Below are 18,532 nucleotides of genomic sequence, written 5' to 3' on the forward strand. Positions count from 1 at the left end.
ATAAAAAATGAATCAAAAATTAAAAATAGCAGATAAAGAATTTACTTCTCGTTTATTTACAGGAACAGGTAAATTTAGTTCTTCTAAATTAATGGAAGAAGCATTATTAGCATCAGAAAGTGAATTAATTACAGTTGCTTTAAAAAGAGTAGATGTACAAAATGATGAAGATGATATTCTATCGCATTTAAAACAAAGTCACATTAATTTATTACCCAATACATCTGGAGTAAGAACAGCAAAAGAAGCTGTTTTTGCTGCAGAATTATCTAGAGAAGCTTTGGGTACAAATTGGGTAAAATTAGAAATTCATCCAGATCCAAGATATTTATTACCAGATCCTATAGAAACCTTAAAAGCTGCAGAAGAATTGGTGAAACTTGGTTTTGTTGTGATGCCTTATATACATGCAGATCCTGTTTTATGTAAACGTTTAGAAGAGGTAGGAGTGCAGTGTGTAATGCCTTTAGGCGCACCAATTGGTAGCAATAAAGGTTTAAAAACTCAAGATTTTTTAGAAATTATTATAGAGCAATCTAATGTGCCAGTTATTGTAGATGCTGGTATTGGTGCGCCTTCTCACGCAGCGTATGCTATGGAGTTAGGTGCAGATGCAGTTTTGGTAAATACCGCAATTGCTGTTTCTCAAAACCCAATTGCAATGGCAAAAGCATTTAAAATAGCTGTACAAGCTGGTAGAATGGCTTTTGAAGCAAAACTAGCTCCAGTAAGTAAAAAAGCAGCAGCAAGTAGTCCATTAACATCATTTTTAAATTAAAATATGAGTCATTTTAAAACACTTTTTGATACTTATAATTGGGATTTTACATTGGCCAGTATTTATGATAAAACACCGGTTGATGTAAAAAATGCTTTGGCAAAAGATAAGTTAGATTTAGAAGATTTTAAAGCATTAATTTCTCCTGCAGCAAAACCTTTTTTAGAGCAAATGGCACAAAAAAGTCAGCAGCTTACTAAAAAAAGATTTGGAAATACCATACAAATGTATGCGCCAATGTATTTAAGTAACGAATGCCAAAATATTTGTACCTATTGTGGTTTTAGTATGACGAATAAAATACCAAGAAGGACTTTAACTGATGCAGAAATTTTAAAAGAAGTTGCCTTTTTAAAAAACAAAGGATACGACCATATTTTATTGGTGACAGGAGAAGCAAATAGAACTGTTGGTGTAAATTATCTTAAAAATGCAATACAATTAATAAGATCTCAATTTTCTAATATTACCATAGAAGTACAACCTTTGCATCAAGAAGAGTACGAACTTTTAGTGCAAAATGGTTTGTATGCTGTTTTGGTATATCAAGAAACATATCACAGAGAAGAGTATAAAAAACATCATCCAAAGGGAAAAAAATCTAATTTTGATTATCGTTTAGATACACCAGATCGATTAGGAAAAGCAGGAATTCATAAAATTGGTTTAGGTGCTTTATTTGGGTTGGAAGATTGGCGTGCTGATAGTTTTTTTACAGCGTTACATTTACAATATTTGCAAAAAACGTATTGGAAAACCAAATATTCGATTTCTTTTCCTAGATTACGTCCGCATTCTGGTGGATTAGAACCCAAGGTTGAAATGACTGATGCCGATTTGGTACAATTAATTTGTGCTTTTAGATTGTTTAATGAAGATGTAGAATTATCTATGTCTACAAGAGAAAGCGAGATTTTTAGAAATCATATTGTAAATTTAGGAATTACATCTATCAGTGCAGAATCTAAAACCAATCCAGGAGGTTATGCGGTAGCTCCGCAATCTTTAGAACAATTCGAAATTTCGGATGAAAGAAGTACAGAAACCATTGTAAAAATGTTAAAAAACAATGGATTAGAAGTAGTTTGGAAAGATTGGGAACAATTTGAAAGTGTTTAGTTTTATATGAAATTAACTTTAGAAGAAAAAAAACAATACAATCGTCATCTTATTTTAAATGAAATAGGAGAGAAGGGACAATTAAAATTAAAACAAGCCAAAGTTTTAGTAATTGGCGCTGGTGGTTTAGGTTGCCCAGTTTTACAGTATTTAACAGCTGCAGGTGTTGGAACTATCGGAATCATAGATGATGATGTAGTGGATCAAAGTAATTTACAACGTCAGGTTTTATATACAATAGACGATATAGGTAAATCAAAAGCAAAAACAGCAGCTAATAGATTAGGTAAATTAAATCCGTTTATAAAATTCGATGTTTATCAAGAGAAATTAACACGAGAAAATGCTATTTCTTTGTTTGAAAAATATGACATTGTAGTTGATGGAAGTGATAATTTTTCTACACGCTATTTAACCAATGATGCATCTGTTATTACAGAAACAGCTTTGGTTTACGGAGCTATTTTTAAGTTTGAAGGTCAAGTAAGTGTTTTTAACTACAAAAAAAGTGCTAGTTACAGATGTTTGTATCCAACACCACCAAAACCAGGAGATTCTCCAAATTGTTCAGAAATTGGAGTTTTAGGTGTTTTACCAGGAATTATAGGAAGTTTACAAGCAAATGAAGTTATTAAATTAATTTGTGAAATAGGAGATGTGTTAACTAATAAATTATTGATTTATGACACATTAAATATGCGTCAAATGATATTAAAATACGAAAAAAACAGCTCTATAATTATTGATAAGTTAGAAGAAGATTACGATTTTTTCTGTGGGATAAAAACAAGCAACAACGAAATTACCTTACAAGAATTAGAAAATAATTTAGAAAATTATAATTTATTAGACGTTCGTGAAGATTGGGAACGAGAAGATTATAATATAGGAGGACAACATATTCCGTTAGATGAGATAGATGATAGATTAGATGAGGTAGATTTTTCTAAACCATTAATTGTGTATTGTGCGTCTGGTAATAGAAGTAAAACAGCCATTAAAACTATAATGGAAAATAAAAATAAAGTAAAATTATTAAATCTAAAAGGAGGTTGTTTTTAAATTAAAGTACTATTAATTAGGTTTTATTACTAAAAAATAAGAGATAACAACCTAAAAATAACATATTAATAGTAATAAATTACATTTAATCAACTACTTTTGCACGAAATTTAAGAATTTATAAATGCAACCAATTAGAAACATCGCTATTATAGCACACGTTGACCACGGTAAAACAACGTTAGTAGATAAAATTATTGACCAAGCTAAAATCTTAGACGATCGTAAAGAACGTACAGATTTATTGTTAGATAATAACGATTTAGAAAGAGAAAGAGGAATTACCATTCTTTCTAAAAACGTTTCTGTAAACTACAAAAACACAAAAATTAACGTAATTGATACTCCTGGTCACGCCGATTTTGGAGGAGAAGTAGAACGTGTATTAAAAATGGCTGATGGTGTTTTATTATTAGTTGATGCATTTGAAGGGCCAATGCCACAAACTCGTTTTGTATTAGGTAAAGCCTTAGAATTAGGATTAACACCAATTGTTGTTGTAAATAAAGTCGATAAAGAAAACTGTACACCAGATTTAGTACATGAAAAAGTTTTTGATTTAATGTTTGCTTTAGAAGCAACAGAAGAGCAATTAGACTTTACAACTATCTACGGTTCTGCAAAGAACAACTGGATGTCTACAGACTGGAAAAACGAAACAGATAATATTGTACCTTTATTAGATGCAGTATTAGAATCTATCCCAGAAACTAAATACAACGAAGGTACACCACAAATGCAAATTACTTCTTTAGATTTTTCTGCTTTTACAGGTAGAATTGCTATCGGACGTGTATTTAGAGGTGATTTAGAAGCTGGTAAAGATTACATGTTGTGTAAAGCAGATGGTTCTACTAAAAAAGTTAGAATTAAAGAATTACACGTTTTTGAAGGAATGGGTAAAGCACAAGTAGATAAAGTTCCTTGTGGAGATATTTGTGCAATTACAGGTGTTGAAGATTTTGAAATTGGTGATACAATTGCAGATTTAGAAAACCCAGAGGCATTACCAAGAACAGAAATAGACAAACCAACAATGAGTATGTTGTTTACTATTAACAACTCTCCATTTTTTGGTAAAGAAGGTAAATTTGTAACATCTCGTCACTTACGTGATAGATTGTTTAAAGAAATGGAAAAAAACCTTGCATTAAGAGTTGATACTACAGATAGTGAAGATAAATTTAACGTCTTTGGACGTGGAGTTTTACACTTATCAGTATTAATAGAAACAATGCGTAGAGAAGGGTATGAGTTACAAGTAGGTAGACCACAAGTTATCTTAAAAGAAATAGATGGTGTTAAATGTGAACCTTACGAAACTTTATCTATTGATGTACCAGAAGATGTAGCTTCTAAAGCAATTAACTTAGTTTCTTTAAGAAAAGGAGATTTGTTAATTATGGAACCTAAAGGAGATTTACAACATTTAGAATTTACAATTCCTTCTAGAGGTTTAATAGGTTTACGTAATAAAATTTTAACAGCAACAGCTGGTCAAGCAATTATTAACCACCGTTTTTCTGAATACGGACCTTTTAAAGGAGAGTTTTCTGAAGATATTAAAGGAGCAATTGTTTCTTCTGCAGCTGGTAAAGCTACAGCTTACGCAATTGATAGATTACAAGATAGAGGACGTTTCTTTATAGACCCTAACCAAGATATTTATATTGGTCAGGTTGTTGGAGAAAATGCTAAATCTGATGATATGGGTGTAAACTTAATCAAAGGAAAAAAATTAACAAATGTTCGTTCTTCAGGTACTGATGATAGTGTAAAAATTGCACCAAAAATCGATTTTTCTTTAGAAGAGTGTATGGAGTATATTAAAGCAGATGAGTATTTAGAAGTTACTCCAGAAAGCTTACGTATGCGTAAAATTAACTTTAGACCATAGACCTATAGTTTTAAAATATAAAAAAAGGCTCAAGAATAATAACTTGAGCCTTTTTTGTGTTTCTTAATTTTATTGCTGATTGGTAAAAAGTTCGTCTAAAATTTTTGTTGTATCTAAAATAGCATCCTTTAAATTTAAAGAAGTATCAGAAATACCAGATACTACTCTAGATATGTTATGGTCTACACTACCTTTAGTACTCCAAACAGAAGAAGAAGCAACGGTTAAGTAGGCAGAAAAATTATGATGACCAGAACCTGGTCTTTCACCAATTATATGAATAACTGCATGATTTTTTTCTGTTGTTTTATTTTCAAAAAGTACTTCTCCACACGCATAACCTGCCCTAACACGACCGTTTTTAACAACAATATGTTGTTTACTTGTGATGTATTTTTTTTCTTGTAAATGGTCTACAAGTCCATCTAAAAAAGGTAAAACATGACCTTCATCCATTAAAGCTCTTGCGTTTAATCCATCAGAAATAATTATTTGTACATCTGGAGTTTCTTTTTGCCAATTATTTTTAATAGATTTAATTCTTTCTAAAGCGTTTAATGTTAATTTTTCTCCAGATTCTGGATGATATACATAATCTTTTCGGTCTTTAGATTCGGTAGAAATTGCAATAGATGTTGGTATTTTTTTTATAAAAGTAGTGTCTATTTCTGTCCATAAACTAACTTTTGCATCATCATATAAATATTGTACTTTTTCAGCCAATTTTGGTTTTAAATCCCAATAATTAGTTCCGTAACCTTGTGCAATTGGTACACCACGTTTTTCTATACGTGCTATTGCATTTTTACCTTCTTTGTATATTTCTTTTAATGAACGTTTATCATTTTTTGCTTGTAAATATTTAGAATACACCCAAATAGGATCACCAAAATGTTCTGTAGGATTTCCATTTTTATCAATAATTTCTAATTTTTTAAAGAAATTCCACATTGCATCGTTTACCTTATATTTAAACTGTTCTCTAATTTTAATATGATTGCTAAAAGCGGTTGTTAAATAGCTTAACATCGGATCGTTTTTAGTTGGTAAAGCCATTAAATATGCCGGGTTTGCAGGCATAACTTGTTCTATACACCAATCTAAATCTTCTAAATTTACATCCATATGCAGAGTAGAACAAATATCTAAGCCAATGGTTAAACCATGTAATTTACCCATTACAGTGTCTTCTAAACAACAGCGTACTAATTGTTCTTTGGTTCTAAAAACTTCTGGACCAATAAAACCAGCGACATCATTTACATGAACCCAAGAATTATTATCTTTTTTAAGTGTGTTTATTTTTTGTTTTAATACTCTTAAAAAACCATATTTTCTAGCTTCGTGCATTACCATATCAAAACCTTCTGCATGTCCGTTTGTTAAATCTGCACCTTGACCTGTTTCTGCATAGAAACCAAAATAGCCATCTCTTTCTGCAGCATATTGCAGCATTTTTTCTATTGTTACATCAAATGTTTTGTTAGCATTTACGGTACCCGCAATACTTTGAAACCAAATACCTGTATTGGCTAATTCTTGTTGTTCTACTTCTGCCTGAACATCAACATGCGAAAGCACACAATTAGGAATGGTTTCTTCTAAATTAAAAGTAGAAATAATATCAAACAAAGCATTTTCTATATTTGCTACAGATTTTACATCACTAGAAACAGGGTTTGTACCCAATACTACATCACCAACAGCAAAAGACCAGGCATTAAATACTTGCCAAGAAATATCTTCTATATTATCTGTTGGTGAGTTTGGTTGCACTCTTGCACCCATATAACCTTTGCTACCTATTTTGCTATTTGGTAACGGATTAAATACTTTTTTACCAATAGTAATTAGCTCTTCATTACTCATTAGTTTTACCAGACAAGCAATAATATCACTGCTGATACAAGGCATTATTTCTTTAATTTCTTCTTCTGACTTGGTTAGTGTAAAATCTTTTAATTCTTGTAACGTCCAAGTTTCTATTTCTTTATTGGGCTTTATAGATTGCTCAATTAATTTTAAAAGTTCATCAGAATATACAATATGATTATTTAAATCTTTAAGTGTTGTATTAGCTAATAAAGTTCTTGCATTTTCTCTAGATTTAGAATCAATTGCGGCAATTTGTAGGGTTTTATCTCCTTCTTTAAATTCGTTAGCTGCACCTAAAATTTGTTTGTAAAGTGTATTATCAAAAGCTCCTTTTTCTCTATTTATATAAGAAAAAACATCTTCTCCTATTTTAGGTTTTTTTATAGGATTTTCAGATAACTTAATTAAGTTTTTCTCTTTTTCTGAATCAAAAAAATTGCATCCATTTAAAACCAATAGAGCAGAACCTAACATTCCAGATTGTTTTATAAAGTCTTTTCTTGTCATAGCAATGGTGCGTTTAAGTGTAATAAATTATTTAAAAAAGGAACTTTTAATCATTCTTATACTAAAAAGGTATGATTTTAAGGCTAATTTAGTTTTTTTGTGTTGAAAAATCAATAACAAAAACATCAGTTTTGTTAATTTTTGATTATTAAATACCATTTTTGATGGTAAATCAATAATAAAATAGCACCTTTTTATTACGTATTTATACATTCTTTTTTGTCTTTTATGTAATATTATTTAATAATGTGGGTATTATTTTTTTAATTAATTGATAAAGATTACAGAAAGCAACTTTTTTTACATTTTTAATGCTAAAATTGAATATTAGTTAATTGTTAACTTGTTTATTATCATTATTATATGTCTTTAAATAAAAGTAAAATCTATAATAAAAAACATCTTTTTTGTAGTACTATAACCTACCTTTGTAATAAAATTGTAAGTCCAATATTTAATTATTTAATAAAGAAATAAACCCATATATAATATGAATGCAATATTCACAGATGCAAGTTTTCAAAACATGCTAAACATTGCAAATAGATACGGAGTAAGTACCAACGCAGTTACAGATTTAACACATTGTTTAATGTATAGTAACGGCTCTATGGCGCAATTTAATATACCAGAGTTAGGTGGTGGTGGACAATGGATGCAAGGAGGTATGACAATGGTTGGAGATATGTTTAACAATCAACTTAAATATACTGTAGATGGTCTTTGTGCAGAGTTGTCTAACTCTATTCAACAAGGTGTAATACAATACAAACCATTACCAAAAATAGAAAATCAGCAAGGAGGTTTTGCTGGTAATTGGTGGGGAGATTTAGGTTTTCCTAACTCTACTGGTAGTCAAAACGGAACGAGTTATGCTATTTTTAACAACATAAACCGTTTGGCAATTCAAGAAAATGGAAAAGTAACAATTTTTGATACTTTAAACAATAATATTGGTGGTGTTGGGCAACAACAAGGAGGTAATTATGCGGTTACTTTTACAAGTCAATTTGGTACTGTAAATTTAAATAGCTTGCCGATTGTTTCTGGTGGGGATAATTTTAATAAACCACAAGAAATACATCAACCAGAAGTGCAAAATTCTTTTATAGAAACGCCTAAAGAACCTGTTATGGTTACAGAACCAATTAAACAGGTTGTAAATAATACACAAGGTTTAGAAGAGGATATTTTTTCTAAAATAGAAAAGTTAGCAAATTTAAAAGATAAAGGAATTCTTTCTACACAAGAGTTTGATAATAAAAAAGCAGATTTATTAAGTAGACTGTAAAATAAATATCTTTGTATAATAGTAAAGGCTCAAGTTAATTCTTGAGCTTTTTTTATTTTTTAATACAACATAAAATTGCCTGTTAATTGTTATGCAACCTTATATTTTTGTAGTTTTCCTTTTTTAAAATATATCATGTTACATATTTTTATTACCATTTCAATTTTAGTTGTTTTGTATTTCATTTTAAAACCCAAAAGCAAAGCAAAATCATTATCATTAGATAAAATTGAAGTTCCAGAACATTGGCATCAATTGTTGTTAAAAAACATCCTTTTTTATAAAAATTTGAGTACTGAAGATCAAAAAATATTCTGTAAAAAAATGGTTCAGTTTTTAAATACAACAAATATTGAAGCTGTTCATTGCAAATTAGAAGAACTTGATAGTTTATTGGTTGCAGCAAGTGCTGTAATTCCGGTATTTAAATTTCCAAATTGGCAATATACCAATTTAACTACGGTTTTATTATATCCTGATTATTTTGATGAAGATTTACAATTTAACGCAAAAGTTAAAGGCAGAAATATAGCTGGTTTAGTAGGTACAGGAAGGTTTGAAAATCAAATGATTTTGTCTAAGCGCGCTTTGTATCATGGTTTTGATAATAAAACAGATAAATCGAATACCGCTGTGCATGAGTTTATCCATCTTTTAGATAAAGCAGATGGAGTAGTAGACGGTATTCCGGCTGTTTTGTTAGAGAAGCAATACATTATTCCTTGGTTGCAATTGGTTCATCAAAAAATGGAAGATATCAACACAAATAAGTCTGATATTAGAAATTACGGAGGAACTTCTGAAATTGAATTTTTAGCCGTAGCAGGAGAGTATTTTTTTGAAAGACCAAAATTATTTAAAAGAAAACATCCTGAATTATATGCAATGTTAGAAGCATGTTTTATGAAGTAAATGTAAATTTATAGGTAGTTATTTCTATTTTTGTGGCATGAGTAAATTTAAAGATTTTTTTGACGCATTACAAGAAAGTGTAATGCAAGATGAGTTTGTAAAACTAACATTAAGTAAACCAATTAGAAAAAGTGAAGGTTTGTTAAATGTGTATTTACGTTTGTTTTTGGTGGAAGGAAAACAAATTTTTGAATTAAAATACCGTTATGCAACAGAAGATAAATTTAAACAACTTACTTTAAGTGAGATATTTGTGGAGTTAGAAAAACTACTTTTAGAATCTTTTAGAACCGCAACTTTATTTACTTTAACAGAAGATTTATTGGTATTGGTTTCTAAAAAGAAAATGGTTTCTTATAGAGACAATGCACCAAGTTTTAAAAATAAATTACCAGACATTCCTTTACAATCTTAGCTTTAAATAAGTTAGTTTACCTTTTTGTAAAAGAGAAATTTTACTTTATAAATTGATGCTTAAACAACTGCAACAGAACTAACCCCGTTACTTTTTTTAGTAATTTGTATTTGTGTTGGTATGCGTTCTTTTAAGTTTTCTACATGAGATATTATACCAATCATTTTTCCTTGAGCTTGTAAAGTTTCTAAGGTAGAAATTACCGTTTCAAGTGTATTTCCATCTAAAGTTCCAAATCCTTCATCAATAAAAAGAGAATCAATTTTTACATTTTTACTTGCCAAATCAGACAAGCCTAAAGCTAAAGCCAAACTGATAATAAATTTTTCTCCACCGCTAGAAGTATCTACCAAACGTTCTTGATCGGTTTGATAATGATCAATCAAATTAAAATTCAATTCTTCTTTTGGTTTGTAATTTTCTTCCATTTTTAAAGAATAGCGTTTGTTTAATTTGTACAAGTGAATGTTTGCTAAATCTAATAAATGTTTTAGCGTTAAACGCTGTACATACACGTTAAAAGCATCTTTAGAGCCACCAATAATTTTAAATAAATCTCGCCAAATTGTACAAACAGCTTCTTGGGCTTCTACTTTTTTATAAATTTCTTTATTTCTATTTTTTATTTCTTGGTCTTTTCTAAAAGCTTCAGCAATTTTACCTTTTTCTGTGTTACATTCTTTTCTTTTCTGTTGAAGTGTTTCTAAGGTAAGTTTGCTTTCAGTTTGTGTAATTTCAAAGTTTTTAGAATCATTTAAAAGTGCTTTTGCTTTTAAATTTGCTTCTTGTAAAGCTTTTAATTTTATTTGATTGTCTTTTATTCGCTCTTTGTTTTCTGTATATTTTAATTTTTCTTCGGATGATAATAAAGCTTTTTCAACATCTTCTTTTGATGTAAAATCACTATTTGAAATTTGAGTATTTAATTTCGATTTTAATTTATCAAAAGTATCAGCTACCTCTTTTTTCTCTTTGGTTATTTTAATTTTTAAAGCCTCTTTTTCTATTTTTATATCTAATAGATTTTGTAATTCTTTTTTGCTTTTATCAAAGTTTTGAGTTGATTTATTTATTGCTTCTTGCAAACTATTTCTTTTATCGGTAACAGTAATGTTTTCGGGTAAAAGAGTATTTCTTTGTTGTTTTAAATCGATTAAAACTTTATCAGATTCGGCTATAGATTCAAGTAATTCTTTGTTAGTTTTTAAAAGAGTTTTTTGTTGTTTTTCTACGTTACTCAAATTTGTTTTTAAAACATTTTGATGAGCGGTAAGTTTATTAAAAATTTCTTGTGTTTTATTATAGTTTTGTATTGCCTTTTCTAGGTTTTCTATAAACGTGTTCGTGTTTTCAACAGAAGGTAATTGGTAATTGAATTTGTTTAGCTGTTTTGTTAAATCAGTCTCTAAATCAGCACAAGTTTTGGTTATAGTATCTATTGATTTTTGTTTATCATCTATTTCTTTAGTTAAGTTTTTAAGCGTTTCTTTACGTGTTGCTACAGCTGTTTTTAAGTTGGTAATAGTGGTGTTTTGCTCTTTTATTTTATTTGATAATTGATTGTTAAGAGCTTGTAATTCTTGTGTTTTTTTAATGATCTCTTCTACGGATTTTAAATCTTCTTTTACCGATTTTAATTCAGTATTTATTGTGGTAGAATCAATTAAATCATTATTGATATTTAGCTTTTTAGCTTCTAAATTAAACTGTAAAATCTCTTTAGATAGTTTATCAATCTGATTGGTTAATCTTTGTATAGAAGTGTTTTTTTGTACTTCTTTTTTATACAAATCATTTTTAGAGTCAATTAATTTTTCTAAAACATCTTTTCTGTTATTTACATCTTTTTCTGCCTTAGAAATATCAATATTTTTTAAGTCTTTGGTAAAAGGATGTGTTTCTGATCCGCATAAAGGACAAGATTCTCCATCAACCAAATGCTGTCTATCGTGTTCATATTTAGCAATACTTCTTTCTAAATCTAATATTTTAGAAGCATCTGCAACCGATTTTTGTTGATTTTTAATGGTTTCTTTTACAGTGATTATTTCTTTTTTAATTAGATCTAAATCTGTAATAAGTGTTTTCTTTTCAGTTGTTAAAGTGTTTCGTTCTTGGGTAGCTTTTATTGTTTGTTCAGAAAGGTTTTTAAATTCTTTCCAATTATTTTCTTTTGATAAAAGTGCCTTTTCTTGAGCTAAAAGATCATTTATATTATCTTTTGATAATTTTTCTGTAATTACAATATATTCTTTTTCAAGCTTTGTAATCTCAGCTTGTTTTTTATCAAAAAGAGAAATATCTTCTTTTAAAATTGATGTGTTTTTTGTGATTTCTTTGTTTTTAAAAGCAATAAAATTATTGTGTTCTTGTAACGTGTTTTTATATCCTTTTAAGGTAATTAAGCGTTGTGTCCAATTAGAAATTTGTGTATGAACTTCTTTTAAAGCATTATTTTCTTTTAAAAAAGTATTTGCAGTTTCAATTTTGGTTTTATTGTTGTTTATTTCTTTAAGAAATTTTTGTTCTTCTTTCTGTAGCACATTTATTTCTTTAGCTAAATCGGTTAGCTTTAAAGACGTTTTCTGCTTGTCTTCAATTTTATTTTTTAATTGATTGTCTAGTTTAGAAATAATATCAAACTTTGGCAACCATTCTGTAAATGTTTTATTTGCTTTATCTAAAACTTCAGAATCTAATTCTGTTTTCTTTTTTTGAAGCTCAAGTTTTGGTTTTAGTTCAATTAAATTATTTTCTACCTTTTTTAAATCAGAAGCTTTTACAAAAGTTTCTTTTTCAGTTCTATTAAATTCTAACAATAATTCTTTAAAAGGAGACGCTTTTTCATCTAAACGAAGTAAATCTAGCTCATTTTTATGTTTTTCTACAAAAGCATCAATATTTTTAGAGTTCTTCTGCAATCTATCAGCTTCTTCATTCAGCTCTTTTTCTTTTAAATACCAATCAATAATTTTTTGAGTTGATAGTATTTCTTTTTCTATTTTTACAATAGTTTCATCTAAAGATTTATCTTTTTCAGTTAGAGCCGTTTTAGTCTCTTCATTTAAAACATCTTCTGCATTTATTTTAGCCTGAATTTCTTTCAGTTTATTTTCTTCTGCGGATTTTCTATCTAAAATACCTTGTCCTATTTTTTTATAAATCTGCTCTCCAGTAATTTGTTCTAGCAATTTACCTTTATCAGGACCTTTAGCTGTTAAAAACGATGCAAATTCTCCTTGTGCTAACATTACAGAACGTAAAAACTGATTGTAATTTAAACGTGTAATGTTATTTATTTGTGTAATTAAATCTCTTTTTTGAGTTGCTAAAATTTTATTAGAAGTCAAATTTTTAAGACTCACTTCTTCTTTCGGATTTTTATAAATTTTGCCCTTTTTATCAGCAACTCTAATACTCCAAAAAGACTCGTAAATTACTCCATCATTTTCAAAAGTAATTCTGCTAAAAGATTCGCTAGCTTCGTGACTAACCACATTTAATAAAGAACCTTTTGTGTTATTAAAGCGAGGCACATTATGATACAAAGCAATAGTAATAGCGTCTAAAATAGTAGTTTTACCTGCACCAGTAGAACCCGTAATAGCGTATAAACCAACGTCTTTAAATTTGTCATTTTCAAAATCTATAGAAACAGGAGTTTCAGATTTTAATGAATTGATGTTTTGTAATTCTATCTTTAAAATTCTCATATTAAAAGACGCTTATTGATTTTTAACGGTTTGTAAAATTTCATTAAAAGCATCCCAAATTTCTGGTTTTTGTTGGATGTCAAATCCCATTTCTTCACATTTTTTTTCAAAAACTTCAACAGGCAATAGTTCTTTTATTGATTTTGTATTTTCTAGTAATTCTTCAATTCCTAAATTTTTTCGCTGTTTTTTAAGAGAGATTTTTAAGATTTCAAAAGGATAACTTTCTGCAGATTTTTTTAATTCGTCTGTATTGATGGTATTTTCTTCATTTAAAACAATTTCTACCCAAGGTATTAAGTTGTATTCATTAGAAATACAATTTGTAAATTGGTTAATACATTCGTTTATGCTTCCTTTTAAGCGATAAAAATTTCTAAAATTGGGTAAAATTACATCTTCAATATTTGTTATTTTATTGTTTTCAATAGTTAAAACGATTACTTTTTTATCGTAATTAATTTCACTAAAACTTAAAATATTTGGAGAACCAGAATAACGAACTTTGTCGTTTCCACCAATAATTTGTGGTCTGTGTAAATGTCCTAAAGCAATATAATCAAATTCTTTAGGGAAGTCTTCTGCACCAATATGCCCTAAAGTACCTACATAAATATTTTGCTCACTGTCTGATATAGAACCACCAGTTGCAAATAAATGTCCCATAGCAATAATAGGAGACTTTGTTGTATTGATTGCTGTGGCCTGTTCTGCAACCAATTGATAATGATTGATTAAAGCAGTTTTGTATTTGTCGGTTAATTCATCAAAAGTTTCGCCAGCAACAGCACGTCTAATATCTCCATCACGTAAATATGGTACTGCACCAATAATTACTTTTTCATTACTGTTATCAATTGTAAAGACTTCATCTTCTATATTTTCTGTAGCCTTACCAACCACATAAATATTTAAGGCATTTAAAATTTGTTTTGGCGCATTTAACGTTCCTGGAGAATCATGATTTCCACCAGTTATTACAATAGATTTACAGTTAGTTGTCTTTAACTTCACTAAAAAGTTATAATACATTTCTAAACTTTGATTGGATGGAGAACCAGTATCAAAAACATCACCAGAAACCAATAAAACATCTATTTTTTGATCTATTATACAGTTTTCTAACCAATTTAAAAACAGACTTTGTTCTTCAAATTGAGATTGTTCGTGTAATCGATGTCCTAAATGCCAATCGGCAGTATGAAGTATTTTCATTTTATAAATTCTGTAGAAATATAACGAAGCTAATAAAGCTAAATTAACTTTTTTAGTCAAAATTTCATCAATCTAGCATACCTTTTTTTAGTAAAGTTAATGAGTGATAAAATAAAAAAAGCTCTTATTATCTAAATAACAAGAGCTTTTTTTAAGTAAAAACTATCAGATTAATTTATAAAGCGTATTCGCCTCGTAAACCATTTATAAAATTATTATTTCCAGCTTTATCTACATGGTAATGATAACCTCTTACATCATCGTAATGCCCTCTAGATTCATCTAAATTAGTATATTCATTTCCGTCTGCATCTGTATTTTCATAAATACCATATCCGTCAAAAGCATAACCAATCATTGCAGCGTGATTGTCTGTTTGTTTTATTTTAGTAGAAATACCTGTTGCTGCATGATAATGGTATCCTTCAGCTAAATTAATATGTCCGCCTGCATCATCAAAAGGAGCCAAAGTGTAAGCGCCTAAAATATTATCTACTGGAGCAGGAGCATTAAAAACAACTCCGTTAAATGCAATACCTCTGTTAGAAGGCATTGTAGAATTATTTCCTGGAGGTCCTCCTTCTGGTCTCTCAGGTCTCTCTGGTCTTTCACCATTTTCAGGTCTTTCTGGTCTCTGATGTCCGTCAGGAGGACCGCCAGCACCTGGGCCGCCACCTCCACGAGAAAAAGAATAAGCAGATTTAGCTTTTTTAGGAGTTACAGGAATATAATAAGTATGCGTAATATTTTCTACATAAGAAGGCAAACATTCTACACAGTAATTTTTATACTCTTCACCTACATTAGGGTTGGCTGCTTCTTGGCAATCTTGTTTTGTTTGTGTTTTTGTAATTTTTCCTGTTTCTGTATCATACAACATCCAAGTTTCATCTTTATAAAAAGTTGCTAAATTTTTAATAAAATCTCCATCTACATCATAAACTTCTCCGTCTTGTAACCAAATACCTCCAGCAGAGGAATCATCAGAAATATTTTCTGGACACCAAGGTCCCATTTCATGGTCTGTAGGAGTTGCTGTTACTACTATTTTATAACAATCTGCCTTAGTACCATCAGAAAGTGTTCTACTAACTACAGAAATAGGTTCTGCTAAACCTGCAGGTAAAAAGTTTTCTTTTTTTACAGGAACAATTACTTTGTCTTCTGATATTTGTTTAGAGCTAGCACTACCACTTTTACAAGAAGTAATTGTTGCAATTAACAAGGTTATTAAAATTGTAAGTTGATATTTTTTCATTCTAAATATTTTAGGCAGTATTTGTAATCTATAAAATAAGAAAATAAAATGTATTTTAATGATTCTGTTACATTTTATTTATTGATTTATCTTTTTCTTTTGTTTAAAAAATAGATAATTAAAACGATTACTAATAAACCAAATGAAAAGATTATTGGTTTTAAATTAATACTAGTTTCTTTTTCTAAATGTATCCAATTTCCATCTTCTAAAGTGATGTTTAATTGATGATTATTATCGGTACTTAAAGTATATTTTTGTTTAGGAAAACCATCTAATAAGAAAAAAATAACAGTTTGATTGTGGTAAATATCTTTAAAGAATTCGTTATTTATTTTTATGCTATTTATATTTTCTGGTAACCCAGTAATTTCTGTAACAAACTTAGTATCATGCCCTAAAAAAACTTTAGGATTGGTAAATTGTAATGTATCATTTTTATTTATAATGATAGAAAAGCTGTTTCTAAAATGCTTAATAACCAAGTTTCTAAATTCTTCTGGAGATTTATAAGCTCCATCGCCGTTTATAAAATTTACTTCTTGCTGAAACGCAGTTAGAGAACTATTTATTTGTAAAACAACTTGTCCGTTATTGGTTTTAGAAATAAGAATATTAGATAAATCTGGATTATGAGCAAATATTATTTTGCTTGTTAATAGAATTATGATAAAAAAACAATGCCTTATTTTTTTTTTATTATTGATATTCACCTTTTAAACGATCTTTAAAATTACTGTTATTATTATATAAGTGATAATTATATTTTCAACTAAAATTAATTTATCATGATTTTACTAGAAGTAAAAAAAGCTAGAAAAAACTTTATTGTTGATTGTATTATTAGATGCTTTTAATAATAATAACTTGTGTTACTATTCTTAATAATTTTATTGGAAGGTTTTATTTCTTGCAAGCTAGATTAACTTACAAATTTTTCTGACCTTTTACAAAGATACAGTTTATAAAATGTTTAAAATTATAACTTGTTTTTTGTATTTTTTTTTATTGACTAGATAAAATGTCATATAATTTTATTTTACTGACAAAGTTGCTGAAATTCTACTATAGTTTATTTTTAAACTTTTAATATCATAAAAAACGATTATTGTAAGGTATATAATATAAAAACAACTTTCTCTTTTTTAATTTGTTATTAAAATAATTATTTATTGGTTTAAAAAAGTTGTTTGGCTTGGTTTTAGTGGCTATTAAATTATAATTTAAAATAAAATAGTTATTACATAAAAGTTGTGTAATGGCATTTTAAAAAATGAAACATTTAATATGAGTCAAGTAAAAGAGAGTAACACAGTAAAAGTAAATTATACAGGTAAATTATCTGATGGACAAATTTTTGATACTTCGGATGGAAGAGAGCCTTTAGAAGTAACTTTGGGGCAAGGACAATTAATACCTGGTTTTGAACAAGCTTTAATTGATATGAAATTAAATGAGAAAAAGACGATTACCATTGCAAAAGAAGATGCATATGGTGATGTAAATGAAAGTTTAATACAAGAAGTAGATAAGGCAAATTTACCACAAGATATGGAGCCAAAAGTAGGTATGGGATTGGTTTCTAAATCTCCTGATGGACAAGAAATGAATTTAATGATTGTAGAAGTAAAAGACCAAAGTGTTGTTATAGATGGTAACCATCCTTTAGCAGGTAGAGATCTTGTTTTTGATTTAGAAGTTGTTGATATTAAATAACTTCTTATATTTTAAAAGAATAAAAACAGCCTCTATTTTAAAATTAAATAGAGGCTGTTTCATTTATAAAAATTAATTTTAAGTATAACTAATTAGAATATCTGAAGCTTTTTGTAAATCTGTAGTTACAATTTCTGTTTCTAGTGCTAAAGGAAATAATTGTTGTCCTGGTCTACTTATAAATGCAGCTCTAAAACCTGCCCAAAGTGCACCAGCAACATCCCAACCATGTGCAGCAATTAGCATACAATCTTCTGGTTTTTCATTCATTTTATCAGCTCCCCAAAGATAAGTATTTGTAAAAGGTTTAAAATTACCAGATTCTTCAACACTTAATAATTCATCAAAAAAAGGTGTGAGTTTTGCATATTCAAACTGTTTTTTTAACCCTTTATTAGAGGAGTTTGTAAAAGCAACTAATTTATATCCCGCTTTTTTTAAAGTAACTAAAGCTTCTTTTACTTCTGGGTGAGGAGGTAAGTGCTGCATTGCATTTGTAACTATTTCTAAAGCACTAGTTTTAGTTAATTTAATATTATTATTTGCCGCTACCATTTGTAAGGCCGCAGCACCAATATTAACAAAAGGTTTGTATTGCTTACTTGCAGAAACTACTAAAGAATAATGTAGCATTGTAGTAAACCATAATGATAATAAATCTTCTTTGCCATTTAAAGCCTTGCCAATTTCTTTTTTTACAGAAGTAAGGTCTAATAAAGTTTCATTAACATCAAAAAATAATACTTTAGGCTTATTAAGTATAACGTTATTCAT

General features: G+C 28.6%; 14 protein-coding genes. 8 read left to right on the top strand and 6 right to left on the bottom strand.

Annotated elements, in window-relative coordinates; all coding sequences use genetic code 11:
• Positions 1–7 precede the first annotated feature (7 nt).
• The 4 genes from KI686_RS10105 to typA all read left to right on the top strand — a co-directional run bounded on the left by KI686_RS10105 (position 8) and on the right by typA (position 4,856).
• Positions 8–778, top strand: a complete 771-nt coding sequence (locus tag KI686_RS10105; protein ID WP_237589167.1) for a thiazole synthase — start codon at positions 8–10, stop codon at positions 776–778.
• A gap of 3 nt (positions 779–781) precedes the next feature.
• The gene (thiH, locus tag KI686_RS10110; RefSeq protein ID WP_237589168.1) at positions 782–1,897 is read left to right on the top strand and encodes a 2-iminoacetate synthase ThiH; all 1,116 of its coding nucleotides are present in this window, start codon (positions 782–784) and stop codon (positions 1,895–1,897) included.
• Positions 1,898–1,903: 6 nt separating this feature from the next.
• Complete coding sequence (gene moeB / locus KI686_RS10115; RefSeq protein WP_237589169.1) at positions 1,904–2,959, top strand: HesA/MoeB/ThiF family protein; 1,056 nt, start codon at positions 1,904–1,906, stop codon at positions 2,957–2,959.
• Positions 2,960–3,083: 124 nt separating this feature from the next.
• Positions 3,084–4,856 carry a translational GTPase TypA gene (gene typA / locus KI686_RS10120; protein ID WP_237589170.1) on the top strand — a complete coding sequence of 591 codons (1,773 nt, stop codon included), beginning with the start codon at positions 3,084–3,086 and terminating at the stop codon, positions 4,854–4,856.
• A gap of 69 nt (positions 4,857–4,925) precedes the next feature.
• Here the strand turns inward: typA and eutB are convergent, their stop codons facing one another.
• On the bottom strand, positions 4,926–7,238 hold the full coding sequence (gene eutB / locus KI686_RS10125; protein ID WP_237589171.1) for an ethanolamine ammonia-lyase subunit EutB: 2,313 nt from the start codon (positions 7,236–7,238) through the stop codon (positions 4,926–4,928).
• Between the two features lie 490 nt (positions 7,239–7,728).
• On the opposite strand from eutB, the gene KI686_RS10130 reads away from it, so the two are divergent.
• The 3 genes from KI686_RS10130 to KI686_RS10140 all read left to right on the top strand — a co-directional run bounded on the left by KI686_RS10130 (position 7,729) and on the right by KI686_RS10140 (position 9,856).
• Positions 7,729–8,529 (top strand): SHOCT domain-containing protein, encoded by an 801-nt coding sequence (locus tag KI686_RS10130; protein WP_237589172.1) that lies wholly within the window; start codon positions 7,729–7,731, stop codon positions 8,527–8,529.
• A gap of 135 nt (positions 8,530–8,664) precedes the next feature.
• Entirely contained in the window at positions 8,665–9,441 is a 777-nt protein-coding gene (locus KI686_RS10135) for a M90 family metallopeptidase (protein WP_237589173.1), read from the top strand.
• A 37-nt stretch (positions 9,442–9,478) separates the two neighbouring features.
• Positions 9,479–9,856 carry a hypothetical protein gene (locus KI686_RS10140; RefSeq protein WP_237589174.1) on the top strand — a complete coding sequence of 126 codons (378 nt, stop codon included), beginning with the start codon at positions 9,479–9,481 and terminating at the stop codon, positions 9,854–9,856.
• 59 nt (positions 9,857–9,915) lie between these two features.
• On the opposite strand, the gene KI686_RS10145 is transcribed toward KI686_RS10140, so the two are convergent.
• From KI686_RS10145 to KI686_RS10160, 4 genes are all read right to left on the bottom strand, one after another.
• Positions 9,916–13,569, bottom strand: coding sequence for an AAA family ATPase (locus tag KI686_RS10145; protein WP_237589175.1), 3,654 nt, complete (start codon positions 13,567–13,569; stop codon positions 9,916–9,918).
• A gap of 12 nt (positions 13,570–13,581) precedes the next feature.
• Positions 13,582–14,784 carry an exonuclease SbcCD subunit D C-terminal domain-containing protein gene (locus KI686_RS10150; protein ID WP_237589176.1) on the bottom strand — a complete coding sequence of 401 codons (1,203 nt, stop codon included), beginning with the start codon at positions 14,782–14,784 and terminating at the stop codon, positions 13,582–13,584.
• Positions 14,785–14,959: 175 nt separating this feature from the next.
• A complete protein-coding gene (locus tag KI686_RS10155) occupies positions 14,960–16,042 on the bottom strand; it encodes a YHYH protein (RefSeq protein ID WP_237589177.1) in 1,083 nt (360 codons plus the stop codon).
• An 86-nt stretch (positions 16,043–16,128) separates the two neighbouring features.
• On the bottom strand, positions 16,129–16,755 hold the full coding sequence (locus KI686_RS10160) for a hypothetical protein (protein ID WP_237589178.1): 627 nt from the start codon (positions 16,753–16,755) through the stop codon (positions 16,129–16,131).
• A 574-nt stretch (positions 16,756–17,329) separates the two neighbouring features.
• Between KI686_RS10160 and KI686_RS10165 the strand changes: the two genes are divergently transcribed.
• Positions 17,330–17,758 carry an FKBP-type peptidyl-prolyl cis-trans isomerase gene (locus tag KI686_RS10165; protein ID WP_237589179.1) on the top strand — a complete coding sequence of 143 codons (429 nt, stop codon included), beginning with the start codon at positions 17,330–17,332 and terminating at the stop codon, positions 17,756–17,758.
• Positions 17,759–17,836: 78 nt separating this feature from the next.
• Here the strand turns inward: KI686_RS10165 and KI686_RS10170 are convergent, their stop codons facing one another.
• Entirely contained in the window at positions 17,837–18,532 is a 696-nt protein-coding gene (locus tag KI686_RS10170; RefSeq protein ID WP_237589180.1) for a haloacid dehalogenase type II, read from the bottom strand.

This window comes from Polaribacter sargassicola (genome assembly GCF_021991835.1).
GTDB classification, from domain to species: Bacteria; Bacteroidota; Bacteroidia; order Flavobacteriales; family Flavobacteriaceae; genus Polaribacter; species Polaribacter sargassicola.

Coding starts and splice junctions, on each gene's coding strand:
- KI686_RS10105 (WP_237589167.1), top strand. CDS start 8: ATGAATCAAAAATTAAAAATAGCAGATAAAGAATTTACTTCTCGTTTA.
- thiH (WP_237589168.1), top strand. CDS start 782: ATGAGTCATTTTAAAACACTTTTTGATACTTATAATTGGGATTTTACA.
- moeB (WP_237589169.1), top strand. CDS start 1,904: ATGAAATTAACTTTAGAAGAAAAAAAACAATACAATCGTCATCTTATT.
- typA (WP_237589170.1), top strand. CDS start 3,084: ATGCAACCAATTAGAAACATCGCTATTATAGCACACGTTGACCACGGT.
- eutB (WP_237589171.1), bottom strand. CDS start 7,238: ATGACAAGAAAAGACTTTATAAAACAATCTGGAATGTTAGGTTCTGCT.
- KI686_RS10130 (WP_237589172.1), top strand. CDS start 7,729: ATGAATGCAATATTCACAGATGCAAGTTTTCAAAACATGCTAAACATT.
- KI686_RS10135 (WP_237589173.1), top strand. CDS start 8,665: ATGTTACATATTTTTATTACCATTTCAATTTTAGTTGTTTTGTATTTC.
- KI686_RS10140 (WP_237589174.1), top strand. CDS start 9,479: ATGAGTAAATTTAAAGATTTTTTTGACGCATTACAAGAAAGTGTAATG.
- KI686_RS10145 (WP_237589175.1), bottom strand. CDS start 13,569: ATGAGAATTTTAAAGATAGAATTACAAAACATCAATTCATTAAAATCT.
- KI686_RS10150 (WP_237589176.1), bottom strand. CDS start 14,784: ATGAAAATACTTCATACTGCCGATTGGCATTTAGGACATCGATTACAC.
- KI686_RS10155 (WP_237589177.1), bottom strand. CDS start 16,042: ATGAAAAAATATCAACTTACAATTTTAATAACCTTGTTAATTGCAACA.
- KI686_RS10165 (WP_237589179.1), top strand. CDS start 17,330: ATGAGTCAAGTAAAAGAGAGTAACACAGTAAAAGTAAATTATACAGGT.
- KI686_RS10170 (WP_237589180.1), bottom strand. CDS start 18,532: ATGAATAACGTTATACTTAATAAGCCTAAAGTATTATTTTTTGATGTT.